This window comes from Xanthomonas sp. NCPPB 3569 (assembly GCF_041475645.2).
Lineage (GTDB): Bacteria > Pseudomonadota > Gammaproteobacteria > Xanthomonadales > Xanthomonadaceae > Xanthomonas > Xanthomonas phaseoli.
On the sequence record NZ_CM192969.1, the window covers coordinates 3,357,502 to 3,376,097 of the forward strand.

An 18,596-nucleotide genomic window follows, 5' to 3' on the forward strand; every position below is an offset into this window, starting at 1 on the left:
ATCACGGAGAGACCCCATTGCGCGGCGGCCTGATGTTCCTCGACGGTAAGCTGCAAGCCCCCGAAAGGATCGGCACGCTGGCTGACACCGAAGGCCACCTACGGGTCCTTCCCCTCGCCGCGTGCAGGATCCTGGGGTGGCATGGATGCCACGCTTCATCCGCGCACGCCGCTCCCCGGAGGGAGACAGCCCGACGTTTCGCCACAGAGAGCTCACAACCGTCGAGAGTGTTGCCGTGATGACGGGAGCGCTGTGTCTGGCTCATACCCAGGCGCCATGTAAAACCGACTGCTGTGATGTCCTCGCCGCGTGCGGAACCTGCGGCGGCATGGATGCCGCCACCGAGCCTGCAGGGACGGATTCATGGCGTGTCCCGCAAGCGGTGAGGGCACCGCGCACTCGAGCGAGTGGGTCTTTGCCTCGCGAGCGTGCGCATGACTTGCACCCGCGTACCCAATGCCATGACCCGCCGTGCACATCCGGTCAGGTAGCCCACCGCCAGCTTTCACGCCGGATGGACCGGGCACTGCGGGGGCTCTGATAAAATCGCCGGCTGATGCCGTCGCCTACCTTCCCCTCCCCGCCGCTGCCCAAGTCCGGCCAGCTCCGCGCCTACTGGCGCGCCCCGTCCTCTCCGACTGCGCTGGCGTGGTCGATTGCGCGGGCAGCCGAAGCGCATGCCGGCCCCCTGCTGGTGATCGCCCGCGATAACCAGAGCGCGCATCAGATCGAAGCCGATCTGCATGCCTTGCTCGGCGAACATGCGGCGCTGCCGGTGGTGCCATTCCCCGATTGGGAAACCCTGCCCTACGACCAGTTCAGCCCGCACCCGGAAATCATCAGCCAGCGGCTGGCCGCCCTGCACCGCCTGCCTGGGCTGACCCGCGGCGTGGTGATCGTGCCGGTGCAGACCTTGCTGCAGCAGTTGGCGCCGCTGAGCTACATCGTCGGCGGCAGCTTCGATCTCACCGTTGGCCAGCGCCTGGATCTGGATGCGGAAAAGCGCCGCCTGGAAAGCGCCGGCTACCGCAACGTGCCGCAGGTGATGGACCCGGGCGATTTCGCGGTCCGCGGCGGCCTGCTGGACGTGTTTCCGATGGGCGCGGACACGCCATTGCGCGTCGAATTGCTGGATGAGGACATCGATTCGATCCGCGTGTTCGACCCGGAATCGCAGCGCTCGCTGGACAAGGTGGACGCGGTCAAGATGCTGCCGGGCCGCGAAGTGCCGATGGACGATGCCAGCGTGGAGCGCGTGCTGGCCTGCCTGCGCGAACGCTTCGACGTGGATACCCGGCGCAGCGCGCTGTACCAGGACCTGAAATCCGGGCTGGCGCCATCGGGCATCGAGTATTACCTGCCGATGTTCTTCGCCAAGACCGCAACGCTATTCGATTACCTGGACAAGCGCGTGTTGCCGGTGATTGCCACCGGCGTGTCCAATGCCGCCGACGCATTCTGGACGCAGGCGCAGAACCGCTACGAACAGCGCCGACACGATGTGGAACGCCCGCTGCTGCCGCCGGACGAGCTGTACCAATCGCCGGATGCGCTGCGCGAGCGGCTCAACAAGCTGGCGCGTATCGAAGTGTGGGCCGGCGACCATGCGCGCATCGATGAAGCCGCCCCGCTCGGCGACCAACCGTTGCCGCCGCTGCCGGTGGCCGCAAAAGACGCGCCGGCCGGTCAGGCGCTGGCGACGTTCCTGAGCCATTATCCGGGCCGCGTGCTGGTTGCTGCAGATTCGGCCGGCCGCCGCGAAGCCTTGATGGAAGTGCTGGCCGCCGCGCAGTTGAAGCCGGAGCTGGTCGCCGATGTGCCGGCGTTCCTGGCGGGCACGCTGCGTTTTGGCATCACCGTGGCGCCGCTGGAAGACGGCTTTGCGCTGGATCAGCCGCAGGTTGCGCTGCTGACCGAACGCCAGCTGTTCCCGGAACGGGCCAACCAGCCGCGCCGCGCGCGCCGGGTCGGACGCGAGCCGGAAGCGATCATCCGCGATCTGGGCGAGCTGTCCGAAGGCGCGCCGATCGTGCACGAGGATCACGGCGTGGGCCGCTACCGCGGCCTGATCGTGCTCGATGCCGGTGGCATGCCTGGCGAATTCCTGGAAATCGAATACGCCAAGGGCGACCGGCTGTATGTGCCGGTGGCGCAGCTGCACCTGATCAGCCGCTACTCCGGCGCCTCGGCGGAAACCGCACCGCTGCATTCGCTGGGCGGCGAGCAATGGACCAAGGCCAAGCGCAAGGCCGCCGAAAAGGTCCGCGACGTCGCCGCCGAACTGCTGGAGATCCAGGCGCGACGACGCGCACGCGCCGGCCTGGCCTTGCAGGTGGACCGCGCGATGTACGAGCCGTTCGCGGCTGGATTTCCCTTCGAGGAAACTGGCGACCAGTTGGCCGCCATCGATGCGACGCTGCGCGATCTGGGCAGCAGCCAACCGATGGACCGCGTGGTCTGCGGCGACGTGGGCTTCGGCAAGACCGAAGTCGCGGTACGTGCGGCATTCGCCGCCGCCAGCGCCGGCAAGCAGGTCGCCGTGCTGGTACCGACCACATTGCTGGCCGAACAGCACTACCGCAATTTCCGCGACCGCTTCGCCGATTACCCGATGAAGGTGGAAGTGCTGTCGCGCTTCAAGAGCACCAAGGAAATCAAGGCAGAACTGGAAAAGGTCGCCAGCGGCGAGATCGACGTCATCATCGGCACGCACCGCTTGTTGCAGCCGGATGTGAAGTTCAAGGATCTCGGCCTGGTCGTGGTCGACGAAGAACAGCGCTTCGGCGTGCGGCAGAAAGAAGCGCTCAAGGCGATGCGAGCCAACGTGCACCTGCTCACGCTCACCGCCACGCCCATCCCGCGCACGCTCAACATGGCCATGGCCGGCCTGCGCGACCTGTCGATCATCGCCACCCCGCCGCCGAACCGCCTGGCGGTGCAGACCTTCATCACCGCGTGGGACAACACGCTGCTGCGCGAGGCCTTCCAGCGCGAACTCAGTCGCGGTGGTCAGCTGTATTTCCTGCATAACGACGTGGAAAGCATCGTGCGCATGCAGCGCGATCTGTCCGAACTGGTGCCGGAAGCGCGCATCGGTATCGCGCATGGACAGATGCCCGAGCGCGAGCTGGAACGGGTGATGCTGGATTTCCAGAAGCAGCGCTTCAACGTGTTGCTGTCGACCACGATCATCGAATCGGGCATCGACATTCCCAATGCCAACACCATCATCATCAACCGCGCCGACCGCTTCGGCCTGGCGCAGTTGCATCAGTTGCGCGGCCGCGTGGGTCGCTCGCATCACCGCGCCTATGCGTACCTGGTGGTGCCGGATCGCCGCTCGATGACTTCCGATGCAGAAAAGCGCCTGGAAGCGATTGCCTCGATGGACGAGCTCGGTGCCGGCTTCACCCTGGCCACGCACGACCTGGAAATCCGCGGCGCCGGTGAGTTGCTCGGCGAAGACCAAAGCGGCCAGATGGCCGAGGTCGGCTTCAGCCTGTATACCGAACTGCTCGAGCGCGCGGTGCGCAGCATCCGCCAGGGCAAGCTGCCCGACCTGGATGCCGGCGAGGAAGTGCGCGGCGCCGACGTCGAACTGCACGTGGCCTCGCTGATTCCCGAGGATTATCTGCCCGACGTGCATACGCGGCTGACCTTGTACAAGCGCATTTCCAGCGCCCGCGATGCCGATGCGCTGCGCGAACTGCAGGTGGAGATGATCGACCGCTTCGGCCTGCTGCCGGACCCGGTCAAGCACCTGTTCGCCATTGCCGAGCTCAAGCTGCAGGCCAATGCGCTGGGCGTGCGCAAGCTGGATCTGGGCGAAAACGGTGGGCGGCTGGTGTTCGAGGCCAAGCCGGCGATCGACCCGATGACCATCATCCAGATGATCCAGAAACAGCCGAAGATCTACACGATGGATGGCCCGGACAAATTGCGCATCAAGCTGCCGATGCCCGAAGGCGCCGACCGCTTCAATGCGGCACGCGGCCTGTTGGCGGCGTTGTCGCCGGGCTGAAGCACTGCGGCGCGGGCAAGCGACGACCGCACCCAGCTCGACCATCACGCGTGACGAGCGACCAGGCCGGCGAACAAGCCCCGGCCTGGTCGCATTCGCCCGTCAGCTAACGCGCCGCGCATCCTGTGTGGATGAACCGCCTGCCGGTGCTTTACGGGCGCGAGCAGGCCGGGCTCCGCCCGCCACGCCGTGCCGAAACTGTGGCGAACTGTCCAACAGGACAGACCCGGATAGTCCCCCTGAGCCTGCTTGCGACAAAGCTGAGCAATTAATCCACAGGCGGTGACGGATTTCGCAAATCCGTCATCGCACTGAATTTTGCCTAAATATTTCCAAAAGGCGCCGATACCTGCATAGACCGGCATGGTCCGTGTGCAGCGCTGCTCACACCCGTCCAGGCCGTCGCGACCTTCCCAGGCCATGGCACGCACCCGTGCGCCATCGCACCGCTTGAGGCACCGATGAACACGCCACTGTCCGATCTACCCGCGCCGCTGACCCTTGCCCTGGAGGGCGAGATGACCATTCGTCGCGCGGCCGAGCTCAAGCCGTTGCTGCAGCCGGCCTTGCTGCATCCGGGTGGACTGCATCTGGACCTGGCCGCCGTCAGCGAGATCGATACCACCGGCCTGCAATTGTTGCTGGCCACCAAGCAGGCGATCCAGGCCGATGGCCGGCCGTTTTCGCTGACCGATTCCAGCCGTGCGGTGGTCGATGTCATCGAGCTGCTTGGCCTGCTCGAGGCCCTGTACCCGCATGCGGTGGCAGGCTTGGGCGAACGAATTCACTAACGGACTGGTGACGCGCGCATGGACATGAACCAGCTGATGCAGACCTTCTTGGCCGAGAGCCGGGACCTGCTCGAAGACATGGAACGGCATCTGCTCGAAGCCGAGCGCGGCGAACCGTCGCCGGATGCGGTCAATGCCATCTTCCGCGCCGCGCACACCATCAAGGGCTCCGGCGGCCTGTTCGACCTGCCGCAGCTGGTCGGCTTCACCCATGTGGTGGAAAGCGTGCTGGATCTGGTCCGCGACGAAGCGCTGAGCTTGAGTTCGGAACTGATCGGGCTGCTGCTGGTGTGCTGCGACCATATCCATGCCTTGGTGGAAACCGCCGCAGACCCGAGCCACGCCGACCCGGTCGCGCTGGCCGCCGAAGCCGAGCCGCTGCTGGCGCAACTGCAGACGTATCTGCAACGCAGCGGCAGCGGCGTCACCGCGGCCGCCGCTGCGCAAGGCGCACCGGAAAAGCAGAGCGGTTACTGGCGCATCACCCTGAAACTGTTTGCCGACGCACTGCGCTTCGGCAATTCGCCGCTCAAGCTGATTCGCAACCTGCGCAGCCTGGGCTCGGTCGAATCGATCAACACCGACATCAGCCAGCTGCCGGCATTCGACGACCTCGATCCGGAAGCCAATTACCTGGGCTTCCAGATCCTGCTACGCAGCGATGCCGACCGCGCCGCCATCGAGGAGGTGTTCGAATTCGTCCGCGAAGATTGCGACCTGGAAATCGTGTCGGTTCCGGCGCCATCCGATGCCGCTGAATTGCTGGCCGCCGAAACAGCAGCCAGCCCGGCGCCGAACAAGCCCCTTGCTGCAGTCCCCAGCGCCGCTCCGGCCCCAGGCCGTGCCGCGCCCGACGCTGCCGCGCGCAGCGCCGACGCACGTTCCATCCGCGTGGATGCCGACAAGCTCGATCGCATGATCGATCTGGTCGGCGAACTCATCATCGCCGTGTCCAGCACCAGTGCCAATGCGCAACGCACCGGCGATGCGCAATTGCTGGAATCGGCCTCGATCCTGGCCGGCCTGGTCGAAGACGTGCGCGAAAGCGCGTTGCAGCTGCGCATGGTCAAGATCGGCGGCACCTTCAGCCGCTTCCAGCGCGTGGTGCACGACGTGGCCCGCGAACTGGGCAAGGACATCGCGCTGGTGGTGGCCGGCGAAGACACCGAACTGGACAAGTCGGTGGTGGAAAAGATCGGCGACCCGCTCACCCATCTGGTGCGCAATGCGATGGACCACGGCATCGAGCCGGCAGACGTGCGCGTGGCGCGCGGCAAGCCCGCACGCGGCACCGTCGGGCTCAACGCATATCACGACTCCGGCAGCATCGTCATCCAGATCACCGACGACGGTGGCGGCTTGAACCGCGACCGCATCCTGGCCAAGGCGCTCGAACGTGGCCTGATCGAACCAGGCCGCCAACTCAGCGACCGCGACGTCTTCGCGATGATCTTCGAACCGGGGTTTTCCACGGCGGAAAAGGTCACCAATCTGTCCGGGCGCGGCGTGGGAATGGACGTGGTCAAGCGCAACATCACCGCACTGCGCGGCACGGTCGAGATCGACAGCGCCGCCGGCATGGGCACCACCATCTCGGTGCGCCTGCCGCTGACGCTGGCCATCATCAACGGCTTCCAGGTCGGCGTGGGCAAATCGGTCTTCGTGGTGCCGCTGGATGTGGTCGAAGAGTGCGTGGAGTTCACCCCCGACTACGCCAGCGACTACATCGACCTGCGCGGCAGCGTGTTGCCGTACGTGCGCCTGCGCGAACTGTTCGCGCTGGGCGGCAAGACGCCGGCACGCGAAAGCATCGTGGTGATCCGCCAGGGCGCGCAGCGCTTCGGCCTGGTGGTGGACACCCTGCTCGGCGAATGGCAGACGGTGATCAAGCCGCTGTCCAAGGTGTTCGCGCAGGTCAAAGGCATCAGCGGCTCGAGCATTCTGGGAAGCGGCGATGTCGCACTGATTCTGGATGTGCCCAGCCTGATTCAGCAGTTGCATCCCAACCAGGACACGTTGGCGGCCTGAACGCCCGCGCCATCTCCGGTCCGAACCGTCGTTTGTCGTTACCTGACTCCAGGAAGCTACCGTCATGTCACACCGTCTCCCGATCGCCAAGCAGTTGTGGTTCACCGCCGCGCTTGCAATCGCCCTGCCCGTTGTCGTGGTTGTCGCCGGCGTGGCGCTGACGCTCTCGCACGCGGTCTTGCTGGGCACCAGCATCGTTGCAGCATTGATCAGCGGCGCCTTGCTGGCCTGGGCAATCCGTATCGCCAGCGCGTCGCTGGAGATGGCCACCACCACGCTGGACGCGTTCTCGCGCGGTAACTTCGACGTGGCGCTGCCGCAAGTGCGCGACGACCAGGCCAGCGATGTCCTGCGCGGGCTGCGCAAGGTGCAGAGCGGCATCCGCCACGTCAACGAGGAAATCGATCGCGTTTGCCGCGAACACGACGCCGGCGAGATCGACGCGCGCATCGATGTGGCGCGCTGCGACGGCGATTTCCGCACCATGGGCGATGGCATCACCCGCCTGGTGGCCAGCCATATCGCGGTGAAAAAGCAGGCGATGGCATGCGTGGCCGAGTTCGGCCGCGGCAATTTTTCCGCCGAACTCGAGCGCCTGCCGGGCAAGAAGGCCTTCATCAACGAGGTGGTGGACCAGATCCGCGGCAACCTCATCGGCATGGTCGCCGAGGTCAATCGCATGTCCGCCGAACACGATGCCGGCGATATCGACGTGGTCATCGATACCCAGCGCTTCACCGGCGATTTCCGTCGCATGGCCGAAAGCATCAACGCGATGGTGGCCAGCCATATCGCGGTCAAGAAGCAAGCCATTGCCTGCGTGGGCGAATTCGGCCGCGGCAACTTCACCGCACAGCTGCCGTTGCTGCCGGGCAAGAAGCGCTTCATCAACGACACCATCGAACAGGTGCGCGGCAACCTCACCGGCCTGATCGCCGAGATCAACCACATGTCGGCCGAACATGAAGCCGGCGACATCGACGTGGTCATCGACAGCACCCGCTTCGACGGCGACTTTCGCAGCATGGCGCTGGGCATCAACCAGATGGTGGGCGCGCACATCGCGGTCAAGAAACTGGCGATGGACGTGGTGGCCGAATTCGGCCGTGGCAACTTCGATGCGCCGCTGGCGCAGCTGCCGGGCAAGAAGGCCTTCATCAACGACACCGTGGAGCGCGCGCGCGGCAACCTGCGCAGTATTTCCGAAGTGATCCAGGTCATGGGCGCGATGGCCGAAGGCGACCTCACCCACACCGTGGAAGGCCGCTACGAAGGCGCCTTCGCCGACATGCAGCGCTACGTCAACACCACCATGAGCCGGCTGACCGAGATCGTCGATGAGGTCAACCGCAACGCCGAAAACCTGGCCAGTGCGTCGGAAGAAGTCAGCGCCACCGCGCAGGCGCTTGCGCAGGCCGCCAGCGAACAGGCGGCCGGCGTGGAAGAAACCAGCGCCTCGCTGGAGCAGATGACCGCCTCCATCGCGCAGAACACCGAGAACGCGCGTGTCACCGACAGCATGGCGGCCAAGGCGGCCAGCGAAGCGGCCGACGGTGGCGACACCGTGCGCGCCACCGTGGTGGCAATGAAGGACATCGCCAAGAAGATCGGCATCATCGACGACATCGCGTATCAGACCAATCTGCTGGCGCTCAATGCCGCCATCGAAGCCGCGCGCGCCGGCGAACACGGCAAGGGCTTTGCGGTGGTCGCCGCCGAAGTGCGCAAGCTGGCCGAGCGCAGCCAGATCGCTGCGCAGGAAATCGGCGAAGTGGCCGGCTCCAGCGTGGAACTGGCCGAAAGCGCCGGCCGCGTGCTCGGCGAGATGGTGCCTTCGATCCGCCGCACCTCCGACCTGGTGCAGGAAATCGCCGCCGCGTCCGAAGAACAGACCGCCGGTGTCAGCCAGATCAATACCGCCGTGGGCCAGTTGAACCAGACCACCCAATCGGCCGCCGCCAATGCCGAAGAACTGGCCGCCACCTCGGAAGAAATGAGCGCGCAGGCCGAACAGCTGCAGCAGCTGATGGGCTTCTTCCGGCTGGGCAATGGCGGCCGCGGCGCCGCGTCGGGCAGCAGCAGGCAGGGGCCGCGCAGGATCGCAGCGCATGCGCCTGCCACGGTCAGCAGCGCGCAGCCGCGACGCACCAACGTGCGCCAGCTCAGTGCGGTGGCCGCCACCGCCGATGCGATCGACGAATCGCAATTCGCCAGCTTCTGAGGAGCCGACGATGCAAGCGCTTCCTGCAACCGACCACCAGGTGCCGTCCGCGACGGCACCGCAGCAATACCTGACCTTCCTGCTGGGCCGGGAGATGTTCGGCCTGGGCATCCTGGGCATCAAGGAAATCATCGAATACCGCGTGCCGACCGATGTGCCGATGATGCCGCCAGCGCTGCGCGGGGTGATCAACCTGCGCGGTGCGGTGGTGCCGGTAGTCGACCTGCAGCAACGCTTCGGCCGCAACGCCAGCGCGATCACCAAGCGCAGCTGCATCGTGATCGTGGAGATCGCGCATGGTGGGCTGCATCAGGTGCTCGGGCTCTTGGTGGATGCAGTCAGCGAAGTGCTGGAAATCGCGCCGGCCGACATCGTCGACACGCCCAGCTTCGGCGCCGGCATCGCGCGCGATTTCATCCACGCCATGGGCAAGATCGGCGAGCGCTTTGTGATCCTGCTCGATGCCGACGCCGTGCTGGGCCACGACACGCTCGCCCAGCTGCCGGCCGCCGAGCTGGCGGCCTGACCTCACGCATGCACTCAAGGACTCCCATGCGCCCCGCTCTTCTCTCCTGCAACTGCACGCTGGCCGGCCCGGTCCTGGTCGTGGACGACAGCGTGGTCCAGCGCGAACACGCCATGGCGCTGTGTCGCCAGCTCGGCGCAAGCGTGGTCGACGGTGCCGTCGACGGAAACGCGGCCCTGGAGTGGCTGACGCGCGCCCAGGCGCCATCGTTGTTGCTGGTGGACCTGGAAATGCCGGGCATGGACGGGGTGCAGCTTCTCGACGCCCTGGCGCGCGGCAAATACAGCGTGCCGGTGGTGGTGGTATCGCAACGCGGCGGTGCCTTGATCGATGCGGTGATGCAACTCAGCCGCAGTGCCGGCGTGCGCGTGCTCGGCGGCATCGAAAAGCCGATGAACCTGCAAGATCTGGCCACCGTGCTGGATTGCGAACCGGAACCGGCTGCCGACGCACCTGCATTTGCGCCGGTGGCGATTTCGCCGCTGATGTCCAGCGGTGGCGCCGCCGCCTCGCGGCTGGACCGTGCCATGCGGCGCGGCGAGATCCGCGTGGCCTACCAACCCAAGCTCGATCTGAAGGACGGCCGCCTGCGGGGCGTGGAAGCGCTCGCGCGTTGGCGCCGCCCGCAAGGCGACATGATCGGCCCGGACCGGTTCATTCCGCTGGCCGAACGCGAAGGCTTGATCCACGCGTTGACGCAGCAGGTCATCGACAAGGCCATCGCGCAATTGGTGGACTGGCGCGCCGAAGGCTTCGACCTGAGCCTGGCCTTGAACCTGTCGCCCCGGCTGTTGGGCGAAGACCATTTTCTCGAAGAACTGTGCGCCAAGCTGGGCGAGAACGGCTTGAGCCCGGCCGACCTGGTGCTGGAGCTCACCGAAAGCGCCATCGTCGAGCCGGCCAATGCGCTGAGCATGCTGGCGCGTTTGCGCCTGCACGGGTTCGGCCTGTCCATCGACGACTACGGCACCGGCTTCTCCTCGCTGCAGCGTCTGGCCAGCATCCCCTTTACCGAACTCAAGCTCGATCGCAGCTTCGTGCATGCGGCGCATCGCAGCCGCAGCCAGCGCACCGTGCTCGAATCCACGCTGGAACTGGCGCATCGGCTCGAACTCACCACCGTGGCGGAAGGCGTGGAAACGCCCGACGACTGGCGGCTGTTGCGCGAACTTGGCTGCGACCTGGCCCAAGGCTATCTGATGGCCTCGCCGATGCCCGGGCCGATGCTGTCGGAGTGGTGGCGCGAACACGCCGGGCGCATCGCGCGCCTGAGCGACAGCACGTTCCACAGCGATGCGGACGTGGCCTGAGCCGATGAGCACCGCGACCGCCATCACCGAACAGGAGTTCGGCCGTTTCCAGCGCTTCATCTTCGAAGCGGCCGGCATCACCATTTCCTCCGGCAAGAAGGCGATGCTGTGCGGCCGCCTGGGCAAGCGCCTGCGCGAACATCAGTTCAGCAGCTACACGCAGTATCTGCAGCTGTTGGAAAGCCGGCAGGACCGCCGGGAAATCCAGACTGCGATCGACCTGCTCACCACCAACGAAACCTACTTCTTTCGCGAGCCCAAGCATTTCGAGCTGCTGCGCAAGCTGGCCGGCGAACACCGTGGCGGGCTGCCGTTCCGCTGTTGGAGCGCTGCCAGTTCCAGCGGCGAAGAAGCCTACAGCATGGCGATGGTGCTGGACGACACCTTGCAGGGCCGCCCGTTCGAAGTGGTGGGCAGCGACATCAGCACCCGCGTCCTGGCCAAGGCACGCACCGGCCATTACGCGCTGCAACGTATCGACGGGATCCCGCAGGCCTATCTCAAACGCTACTGCCTGCGTGGCCAGGGCGAGTACGACGGCACCTTGCTGGTGGAGCGGCGGCTGCGCGAACGCGTGCAGTTCGTGCACGCCAATCTCAATGCCGCGTTGCCGGCGCTGGGCAGCTTCGATGCGATCTTCCTGCGCAATGTCATGATCTATTTCAATGGTCAGACCAAGCGCGAAGTGATCCTGCGCGTGCTGTCCAACCTCAAGTCGGGCGGGCACTTCTGCATCGGCCATTCGGAAAGCCTGTGCGAACTCGACATCGATCTGGTCCAGGTGGCACCCTCGATTTTCCGCAAGGCATGACCCAAGGATTTACCGTGTCCACAGCGCTCCATCGCCCGGCCACCAACCCCACGACCATCAAGGCCATGGTGGTCGACGATTCGGCAGTGGTGCGCCAGGTGCTGGTGGGCGTGCTCAACGATGCGCCGGGCATCGACGTCATCGCCACTGCTGCCGACCCGCTGCTGGCGATCGAAAAAATGCGCCAGCACTGGCCGGATGTCATCGTGCTGGACGTGGAAATGCCGCGCATGGACGGCATCACCTTTCTGCGCAAGATCATGAGCGAACGGCCCACGCCGGTGGTGATCTGCTCCACGCTCACCGAAAAAGGCGCGCGCGTCACCATGGATGCGCTGGCCGCCGGCGCGGTGGCGGTGGTGACCAAACCCCGCCTGGGTCTGAAGCAATTTCTCACCGACTCTGCCGACGAACTGGTGGCGACCGTGCGCAGCGCCGCGCGCGCCAACGTCAAACGGCTGGCCGCGCGCGTGACTGCCGCGCCGCTGGAAGCGGAGGTCAAGCACACTGCCGATGTCATCCTGCCGGCGCAAAGCGGGCGTGCGCTGGCGCAGACCACCGAACGCATCGTCGCCATCGGCACCTCCACCGGCGGCACCCAGGCCCTGGAAGAAGTGCTCACGGCGCTGCCGCGCGTCTGCCCGGGCATCGTGATCGTGCAGCACATGCCGGAGAAATTCACCGCCGCCTTCGCCGCCCGTCTGAACGGCCTGTGCCAGATCGCGGTCAAGGAAGCCGCCAACAACGACCGCGTGATGCCGGGCCGTGCATTGATCGCACCCGGCGGCAAACATCTGCTGCTGCGTCGCAGTGGCGCGCAGTATTTCGTCGAAGTACTGGAAGGCCCACCGGTCAACCGGCATCGCCCGTCGGTCGATGTGCTGTTCCGCTCGGCCGCGCGCGCGGCCGGCAGCAATGCGCTGGGCATCATCATGACCGGCATGGGCGACGACGGCGCCGCCGGCCTGCTGGAAATGCGCCAGGCCGGCGCACGCACGGTGGCGCAGGACGAACACACCAGCATCGTGTTCGGCATGCCCAAGGAAGCGATCAAGCGCGGCGGCGCAGACCGTATCCTCCCGCTGGGCGCGATGGCACGCGAGATCGTGACGCAGCTGCAATAACGCGACCGACGTTCACGCCGCGCGCCAAATAAATCCGACAGAACCGGCGCGTCTACCCCCTCTTACGCGTCTTCCGCGCAACACACCCGCTGCACCTGCTCACAGAGCCTGTGCATCTGCTGGACACAGCCATTGCCTCTGCTCCAATGCAGCCATTGCCCCTGCTCCAATGCAGCCATCGCGTCTGCTCCAAAGCAGCCACTGCCTCTTCGCCGCACCGACGCGCGCATTCTCCCCTCCATGAAAAACCGCCACCCGTCCTTCTCCCGCTGGCGGGAGATCTACCCTTCTCCCGCCGGCGGGAGAAGGTGCCCGAAGGGCGGATGAGGGCAGCACGCCAAGCAGCCAGCTACAACTGCGACTCCAGCGGCAACCAGCCCATCACCGCGGCTGCACCGCGTCGCCACACGCTCGCGGCCGGCTCGCGCGACCACACCTCGGGCGGCTGCGCGGCATCGTCGTGCCAACGCAGTTCGCCCTGCTCCAGGGTCACGCGGTAACTCACCGGCACACTGACCTTGTGGTTGTAGAGCCGCTCCAGTTCTGCGGTGACCACGCGGTCATTGAACAGCAGGCCCATTTCGGTATTGAGGTTCATCGAGCGCGGGTCCAGATTGAACGAGCCGATGAAACCGCTGCTGTCGTCCACGACAAATGCCTTGGTATGCAGGCTCGCACCGCTGGAACCGAACAGGCTGCCGTCCGGCTTGCCCATCGGCTTGAGCTCATGCAGGCGCACACCCTGCTGCAGGAGCGGCACCCGATAGCCGGCGTAGCCGCTGTGCACTGCCACCACGTCGTTGGCGGCCAGCGAATTGGTCAGGATGCTCACGCGCACATTGCGCTGGCGCAGATTGCCGATCCAGCGCATGCCCTCCTCGCCCGGCACGAAATACGGCGAAATCACTTTCAGCTCGCGCCGGGCGTGCGCCATTTCGCCGATCAGCACCGGCGTCATCCAGTCGGCTTGTGGCGGCGCACCTTCGGCTTTTTCCGGCGGATCGGAAACGATGCGCGCCTGCGACACCCAGTGCACCGGGCGGTCGCCCTGCATCAGTTCGCGCACGCTTGGCGAGCGCTTGAGCCGCTCCACATACGGATGCGCGCGCGCCGATGCCATGCCCGCGTCCAGGCTGCCACGCAAGGCCTCCAGCGCCTGCGGCTTTGCGGTGACCAGCGCAGACAGCGGTAAGGCATTGGGACTATTCCAGTACGCGTCGAATACCCGCTCGGCCTGGCCCACCGCCGGCCCCATCAGCGCCGCATCCATATCCATGAAATTGGTGTCGCGCGCCGCGTCGAAGTATTCGTCGCCAACGTTGCGCCCGCCCACCACTGCGATGCGGCCATCGGCAATCCAGGCCTTGTTGTGCATGCGGCGATTGATGCTGAACATGCGTAGCACCATCTCCACGCCGCGCATCAAGGTGCCTTCGCGCGCGCGCGTGGGGTTGAACAGGCGAATCTCGATCAACGGATGGCTATCCAGGGCAGCCAGTACCGAATCGCTGCCATGGATATTCATGTCGTCCAGCAGCAAGCGCACGCGTACCCCGCGATCGGCCGCGCGCAGCAATTCGTTATGCAGCAGGTTGCCGGTGAAATCGGCATGCCAGATGTAGTACTGCAGATCCAGGCTGCGCCCGGCCGCACGCGCGGTGAGCGCACATACCGCAAACGCATCGACGTTGTCCGGCAGGATCACCATGCCGGTCTGGTCGGCGTGCGCCTGTTGCAATGGCGCCACCACCTTGTCGATGGGCGTCGCCACCGCCGCGGCAGGCAGCACGTGACTGACCGGCCCGCGTTGGCGGTCGGCAAAGCGCCCGTAGCCGTAGAGCGATAACGCGCTGGCCAGCACCAGCACCAGCAGCGCAATGCCGAACCATTTGAAGAATTTCCGCTTCGTCACTGCCGATTCCGCGATTCGCAGCGCGGCAGTGTAGAGCCCACGCGGGCAGGCCGGTGTGCAGACGCTGCCACAAGCAACCTCGACAATTGCAGCAAAAACGGACGGGTGTCGTGGACACGAGGACACGAGGACTCGCAGCACCGCGTGCGGCACGGGGCCAACGCGGTGGTTTACGCGACATCAGCGGTGTGGCGCGCGAGTTGCCGAAGCACCAGTGCGCGCCCACGTCGCTTACCAGATGGTCACCCGCTGCTGGTCGCCACGCACCATCGCATCGCCGGGCTTGCACTGGAACGCCTGCGCAAACGCCGGCATGTTCGACGGTGCACCGTTGGCACGGAAATTCGCCGGTGCGTGCGGGTCGGTGTTCAGGCGCACGCGCAATTCGCCATCGGTGAAGTTGCGGCGCCAGACCGTGGCCCAGTTCATGAAGAACCGCTGGTCCTGCGAATAGCCGTCGATCTGCGTGTTGGCGGCCGGCTGCTCCTGCAACGCCATTTGCAAGGCATCGTACGCCACGGTCAAGCCGCCCAGATCGCCGATGTTCTCGCCCAGCGTCAGCTTGCCTTTGACGTGCACGCCCTTGATCGCTTCATAGCCATCGAACTGCGCCACCAGCTGGTCGGTGCGCTCGGTGAACAGCTTGCGGTCTGCATCGGTCCACCAGCTATCGAAGTTGCCCTTGGCATCGAACTGGCTGCCGGAATCGTCGTAGCCATGCATCATTTCGTGCCCGATCACCGCACCGATGCCCCCGTAGTTCAAGGCCGGATCGGCCTTGGGGTCGAAGAACGGCGGCTGCAGGATCGCGGCCGGAAACACGATCTCGTTGCGCGTGGCGTTGTAGTACGCATTCACCGTCTGCGGAGTCATGTGCCATTCGCGCTTGTCGACCGGCTTGCCGATCTTGTCCAGCATGTAGCGGTAGTTGAATGCCTGCGCGGCCTGCATGTTGGCAAGGAAGCCATCGCCACGCGTCTGGAGGCCCGACCAATCGCGCCACTGGTCCGGGTAACCGATCTTTGGAGTGAAGCTGGCCCATTTTTCCAATGCGCGCTGTTTGGTGTCCGCGCTCATCCAATCGAGCTTTTCCAGCCGCGCCTTGAGCGCCGCCGACAGGTTCTGCACCAGTTGCTGCATCTGCTCCTTCGATTCGGCCGGGAATGCAGATTGCACGTACAGCTGGCCCAGGGCCTCGCCCATCGCCTCGTTGACCGCGTTCAAGGTGCGCTTCCAGCGCGGCAGCATGTCCTGCTGCCCGCGCAGGGTCTTGGCGTAGAAATCGAAATTGGCCTGCTCGAACGGCTTGGCCAGATACGGCGCCGCTTCGTCCACCGTATGGAAGCGCAAGTACGCCTTCCAGGTATCGACCGGCGTATCGGCCAGCATCGCATCGAGCTCGGCGAAATAGCCCGGCTGGCTCAGCGAGAAGGTGCCGGCCGGCACCTTGAGCGTGGCGAAGAACGCCTTCCAGTCGAAGTGCGGCGTGATGGCGTTGGCGCCGGCCACATCGACCGGGTTGTAGCGCTTGGCCGGGTCGCGCAGTTCGATACGCGACAACGACGCATTGGCCAGGCGCGTCTCGAACGCCATCACCGCCTTGGCCTGTGCGGCCGCCTGCGGTGCCGGGAGACCCGACAGCTCCAGCATCCGCGCGATGTAGGCCACGTACTGCTCGCGGATCTTTGCCTGCGCCGGATCGGTGTAATAGCCCTCTTCGGGCAAGCCCAGACCGCCCTGCCCTGCGTAGGCGATCATCTGCTCGGAATTCTTGTAGTCGGCATTGGCACCGAACGAAAACACCAAGCCCTGACCTTGCGCATACCTGTCGCGCAACCAGGCGGCGATGGCCGGCGCATCGGTCAATGCATCGATGTCCTTCAGCTGCGGCTGCAGCGGCGTGATGCCGGCTTTGTCGATCGCCGCTTCATCCGAACCGGTCCGCCATAGGTCGGCGATCTTGGCATCCACCGACCCGGCCGACAGATTGCCGCGCGCCAGTTGCTCCACCAACGCGTGCTGGATGGTCAGCGAACGCTCGGCCAGCACTTCAAAGCTGCCCCAGCTGGTGCGATCGGAGGGCACTGGGTTGGCCTTGAGCCACTTGGCGTTGACGAACCCATTGAGGTCCTGACATGCAGCGATGCTCGGGTCCAGATCGCCGCTGCTGAACGCCACGATCGGTGCATCGAGCTTGGACACGTCCACCTTGGTCGGTACCGCCTGCGGCGCGGCAGGCGCCACCTTGGCAGCGTCGTCGGAGGCGCCGCACGCAGACAGCGCGACCACCATGGCAACCGCGAGCGACAGCGGGGCTAACTTGCGCAACTTCATTGAATTCTCCAGGGCATGACCGCGCAGGCGCGATCGAAAAAAGTCGACATCCGCTCGGCAAGCGCGGGCGAAGGACCGCGCAGCGCAGGCGCTTGTCTCTTCGTCCGTCGCTCGGCAACCGGCCAGACCACATCGGTGCAGCGGCACCGCCACATGAGGTCCGATGCCGTGCGGTATGAAAGTCCATTGCATCTGTACAGCACGTGCGCGTCCTTGATCGGCACGCGACGCGCCATTTCCACCCACCTGCACGCCGGCGCACCTTGCGCCATCGCATGCGCTCAACGCCGCGCGTAAAACGGCGCCATCAACAGATACAACGGATACGCCATCACCATCAGCACCAGGGCAACCTCGTGCCCCGACGTCGCATCGGCCCACGCTTCCATCTGTCGCGCCGGCCCAGCCACGCCAAACCCCAGCAACAGCACCCCCATCGCGCAGATCAGCAGCGCCAGCGCCAGCCCCGCGCCGGAGATGTCGCCAGCAGCCAGGGCAACAAAGGCCGCGCCCCCGGCCACCAGCATGCCGAGCGTCACCAGATACGCGCGGCAGTAAACGGCAGTCATCTGCCGGGTTTTGCGTTTGCCGGACATCGTGTTTCGCCTGCACCTCGGTGCGGAGCGCGCAGCGCACCGTCGTACCGCTTCCATTCACCACCGCACGCATTCCATTCACCACCGCACGCAGCCTCCTTTGCAGCCGCGTGCACACAAGAACACGCGCTGCACGCACCGCGCGCCGCGCTGCAACCGCCAACGGCGATTATTTCGCCTTGCCCTGGTTGGCCACCGCTTCGGCAGCGCGCTTGGCCGCTTCCGGATCGCCAAGGTAGCGGTAGCTCTGCACCCGCAAGGCTTCGTCCAGCTCGAACAACAACGGAATGCCGGTGGGGATGTTGAGCTCGAGGATCTGCTCGTTGGAGACATCGTTGAGGTACTTGTACAGCGCGCGCAGCGAATTGCCGTGCGCAGTCACCAGCACGGTCTGCCCGGCCTTCAACTGCGGCGCGATCGCGTCGTGCCAGTACGGCAACACGCGCACCAGCGTGGTTGCCAGCGACTCGGTCCCCGGCAACGCATTGCGGTCCAGGGTGGCGTAGCGACGATCGTGGCACGGGTGGCCCGGGTCGTTGACGTCCATCGCCGGCGGCGGGATGTCGTACGAACGGCGCCAGATCTTGACCTGCTCCTCGCCGTGCTTGGCCGCGGTTTCGGCCTTGTCCAGGCCCTGCAGGCCACCATAGTGGCGCTCGTTGAGGCGCCAGCTCTTGGACACCGGCAGCCAGTCCTGGTCGAGTTCCTTCAACGCGCCCTGCAGCGTGTGGATGGCGCGCTTGAGCACCGAGGTGTGGGCGACATCGAACTGCAGCCCTTCGTCTTTCATCAGCTTGCCGGCCGCCGCAGCTTCCTGGCGGCCCTGCTCGGTGAGGTCCACATCCACCCAGCCGGTGAAACGGTTGTCCAGATTCCATTGGCTCTGGCCATGGCGCAGCAGTACGAGTTTGCGGGTCACTAC

At 65.6% G+C, this 18,596-nt stretch carries 12 protein-coding genes; 8 read left to right on the forward strand and 4 right to left on the reverse strand.

Translation table 11 applies throughout. From position 1 onward, the window contains the following. The first annotated feature begins 556 nt into the window (after window positions 1–556). The 8 genes from mfd (at window position 557) to ACCQ03_RS14665 (ending at window position 12,832) form a co-directional block, all read left to right on the forward strand. Window positions 557–4,021: a transcription-repair coupling factor gene (gene mfd / locus ACCQ03_RS14630; protein WP_057680109.1), complete on the forward strand. Its 3,465-nt coding sequence runs from the start codon at window positions 557–559 to the stop codon at window positions 4,019–4,021. A gap of 461 nt (window positions 4,022–4,482) precedes the next feature. After that, the gene (locus ACCQ03_RS14635) at window positions 4,483–4,812 is read left to right on the forward strand and encodes an STAS domain-containing protein (protein WP_003488096.1); all 330 of its coding nucleotides are present in this window, start codon (window positions 4,483–4,485) and stop codon (window positions 4,810–4,812) included. 18 nt (window positions 4,813–4,830) lie between these two features. Beyond that, window positions 4,831–6,840 carry a chemotaxis protein CheA gene (locus ACCQ03_RS14640; RefSeq protein ID WP_209225967.1) on the forward strand — a complete coding sequence of 670 codons (2,010 nt, stop codon included), beginning with the start codon at window positions 4,831–4,833 and terminating at the stop codon, window positions 6,838–6,840. A gap of 64 nt (window positions 6,841–6,904) precedes the next feature. Then, window positions 6,905–9,061 carry a methyl-accepting chemotaxis protein gene (locus ACCQ03_RS14645; protein WP_209225965.1) on the forward strand — a complete coding sequence of 719 codons (2,157 nt, stop codon included), beginning with the start codon at window positions 6,905–6,907 and terminating at the stop codon, window positions 9,059–9,061. 10 nt (window positions 9,062–9,071) lie between these two features. Further along, window positions 9,072–9,587 (forward strand): chemotaxis protein CheW, encoded by a 516-nt coding sequence (locus ACCQ03_RS14650; protein WP_209225962.1) that lies wholly within the window; start codon window positions 9,072–9,074, stop codon window positions 9,585–9,587. Window positions 9,588–9,613: 26 nt separating this feature from the next. Further along, window positions 9,614–10,897, forward strand: a complete 1,284-nt coding sequence (locus ACCQ03_RS14655; RefSeq protein ID WP_209225959.1) for an EAL domain-containing response regulator — start codon at window positions 9,614–9,616, stop codon at window positions 10,895–10,897. A gap of 4 nt (window positions 10,898–10,901) precedes the next feature. Further along, on the forward strand, window positions 10,902–11,708 hold the full coding sequence (locus tag ACCQ03_RS14660; RefSeq protein ID WP_057679889.1) for a CheR family methyltransferase: 807 nt from the start codon (window positions 10,902–10,904) through the stop codon (window positions 11,706–11,708). Continuing rightward, window positions 11,705–12,832 carry a protein-glutamate methylesterase/protein-glutamine glutaminase gene (locus ACCQ03_RS14665; RefSeq protein ID WP_057679888.1) on the forward strand — a complete coding sequence of 376 codons (1,128 nt, stop codon included), beginning with the start codon at window positions 11,705–11,707 and terminating at the stop codon, window positions 12,830–12,832. The genes ACCQ03_RS14660 and ACCQ03_RS14665 overlap by 4 nt, the downstream gene beginning before the upstream one ends. Window positions 12,833–13,181: 349 nt before the next feature. Here ACCQ03_RS14665 and ACCQ03_RS14670 read toward each other — a convergent pair whose 3' ends face one another. The 4 genes from ACCQ03_RS14670 to gpmA form a co-directional block, all read right to left on the reverse strand. Next, window positions 13,182–14,744 (reverse strand): phospholipase D family protein, encoded by a 1,563-nt coding sequence (locus tag ACCQ03_RS14670; protein ID WP_209225957.1) that lies wholly within the window; start codon window positions 14,742–14,744, stop codon window positions 13,182–13,184. 231 nt (window positions 14,745–14,975) lie between these two features. After that, window positions 14,976–17,078 carry a M13 family metallopeptidase gene (locus ACCQ03_RS14675; protein ID WP_057677944.1) on the reverse strand — a complete coding sequence of 701 codons (2,103 nt, stop codon included), beginning with the start codon at window positions 17,076–17,078 and terminating at the stop codon, window positions 14,976–14,978. 281 nt (window positions 17,079–17,359) lie between these two features. Continuing rightward, a complete protein-coding gene (locus ACCQ03_RS14680; protein WP_057677943.1) occupies window positions 17,360–17,674 on the reverse strand; it encodes a hypothetical protein in 315 nt (104 codons plus the stop codon). 169 nt (window positions 17,675–17,843) lie between these two features. After that, window positions 17,844–18,593 carry a 2,3-diphosphoglycerate-dependent phosphoglycerate mutase gene (gene gpmA / locus ACCQ03_RS14685; protein WP_057677942.1) on the reverse strand — a complete coding sequence of 250 codons (750 nt, stop codon included), beginning with the start codon at window positions 18,591–18,593 and terminating at the stop codon, window positions 17,844–17,846. Window positions 18,594–18,596 lie beyond the last annotated feature (3 nt).